The following is a 2,088-nucleotide window of genomic DNA, read 5'->3' as shown; positions in this document are numbered from 1 at the left end:
CGCGGTGAGGGGGTGGTCGTCGGGGATGTTCGCGAGGAGCCGGGTGAGTTGCTCGCCGTCGGCGGCGTCGCACGCGGCGATGGTGACCTTGGCGCCCAGTTCTTCCAGATGACGATGGAACGCCTGGGCTTCGGGAGAGTCGGGGCCGCTGCGGCTGGCCAGGACCAGGTGCGTGACGTCGTGGACGGTGACCAGGTGCGCGGCGACCAGTCGGCCCAGAGTGCCCGTACCGCCCGTGACCAGGACCGTGCCGCCAGGGGCGAAGGCGTCGGGTGCGCCGTCGTCGTCGCCACTCTTCGGTAGGCGCGTCAGCCGCGGGACGTGAACGTCGCTTCCGCGAATGGCCAGATGGGGCTCGCCCCGGTCCAGCGCGGCGCCGATCGTGGGCAAGAGCAACCGATACGCGGCAGACGGGTCGTCCAGGTCGATGAGTGTGATGCGTCCGGGGTGCTCGGCCTGGACGCTGCGGACCAGCCCCCATAGCGGGCTCTGGGCGAGATCGACCTCATCGGACCCGACCGCGACCGCATCGGTGGTCAGCAGGACCAGACGGCTACCGCCGAGGCGGTCGTCGGTGAGGAACTCCTGCAGCAGCCGTAGCACCTGCCGGGTCAGCGCATGGGCTCCGTCCACCACACCGGGCTCGCCGCCGGTGACGGCGGCAGGGCAGGGGACCAGGATGACTGGGGGCGGGTCGGAGAGCTCCGAGACCTCGTTGAGGTCGGTGCAGAGCGGGGCGGGGACGGTGAGCGCGGCGCGGAGCGCGTGGGCGGAGTCCGGATCATGCGTCCCGAGAATCGCGCAGGGGGCGTCGAGCGCGGACTGCTCTATCGGCGAGATGGACGGCCAGCTCAACGCGTAGAGGTGGTCGTCGCGGGCGGGCGCGCTGGGCAAGCCGGAGAACGGTCGCAGGGTGAGGGTGTCGATGGTTGCGACGGGTTGCCCGGCGGGGTCGGTGGCGGTGATGGCGATGCCGCTGCCGGTGGGGGTGATGGTGACGCGGAGTGCTGTCGCCTGGGCGGCGTGGAGGGTGACGCCTTCCCATGCGAAGGGGAGCTGCACTTGGTCGCCGCTACCGTCGGCGGCCAGCGCGATGGGGTGGAGGGCGGCGTCGAGGAGTGCGGGGTGGAGGGTGTAGCCGGTGGCGGCTTGGGGGTCGGGGAGTTGGATGTCGGCGTGGATGCCGTTGGGGGTGGTCCAGGCTGTTTGGACGCCTTGGAAGAGGGGGCCGTAGTTGAGGCCGAGGTCGTTGAAGTGCTGGTAGAGGTCTTCGGTGGGGACGGTTTGGGCGTCGGGTGGGGGCCAGGTGGTCTGGTGGGGGGTTTCGGGTGTTGTTGCGGGGGTGAGTGTGCCGGTGGCGTGGCAGGTCCAGGGTTGCTCGTGGGCGTCGCCATCGTCGGGGCGTGAGTGGATGGTCAGAGTGCGACGGCCGCTCTCGTCGGCGGCGTTGACGGTGATCTGCAGCTGGCTGTTCTTGTGGAGAAACAGGGGAGCTTGGACGGTGAGCTCTTCGATGTGGGGTGTGCCGGTGTGGTCGCCTGCGTGGATGGCGAGTTCGAGGTAGGCGGTGCCGGGCAGCACGGGTACGTCGTTGATGGCGTGGTCGGCGAGCCAGGGGTGGGTGTCCACTGATAGGCGCCCGGTGAACACGGTGGTCTGCTCGTCGGCGAGCGTGACACAGGCACCGAGCAGAGGGTGCGCGGTGCTCTCCAGACCTGCGGACGCGACATTCGCTGCCCCGGCCGGAGCATGCAACCAGTACTGCTGCCGCTGGAAGGCGTAGTTCGGCAGAGCGACCGGAGCAGCCGGCTCCGCAACGCCGAACGCACTCAGGATCCGCGGCCAGTCGAGTTCGACGCCGTGCGCGTGCAGGCGGCCGAGGGCGGTGAGCAGCGTCATGACCTCGTCATGGCCGTCCCGCAGGGTGGCCACCATCAGGACATTGCGCTCGTCGGAAGGCGTCTCCCCATTTCTGTTCGTCTCGTTGATATGCGAAATCGTCGTGTCGACCAGTGGGGTGAGTGTGGGGTGTGGGGTGATTTCGAGGTAGGTGGTGGTGTTGTTTTGGTGGAGGGTGTGGATGCTTTG

General features: G+C 69.1%; 1 protein-coding gene. It reads right to left on the bottom strand.

Annotated features, from left to right (window positions below; genetic code table 11):
- The coding region (locus IEZ03_RS37180; protein WP_189241291.1) for a type I polyketide synthase at positions 1 to 2,088 on the bottom strand (2,088 nt) is incomplete at both ends.

The sequence above is a fragment of the Actinomadura livida genome (assembly GCF_014648675.1).
In the GTDB taxonomy this organism is placed as follows: domain Bacteria; phylum Actinomycetota; class Actinomycetes; order Streptosporangiales; family Streptosporangiaceae; genus Spirillospora; species Spirillospora livida.
The sequence above is the reverse complement of the archived record's forward strand: the minus strand, read 5'-3'. Positions and strand labels throughout refer to the sequence as shown.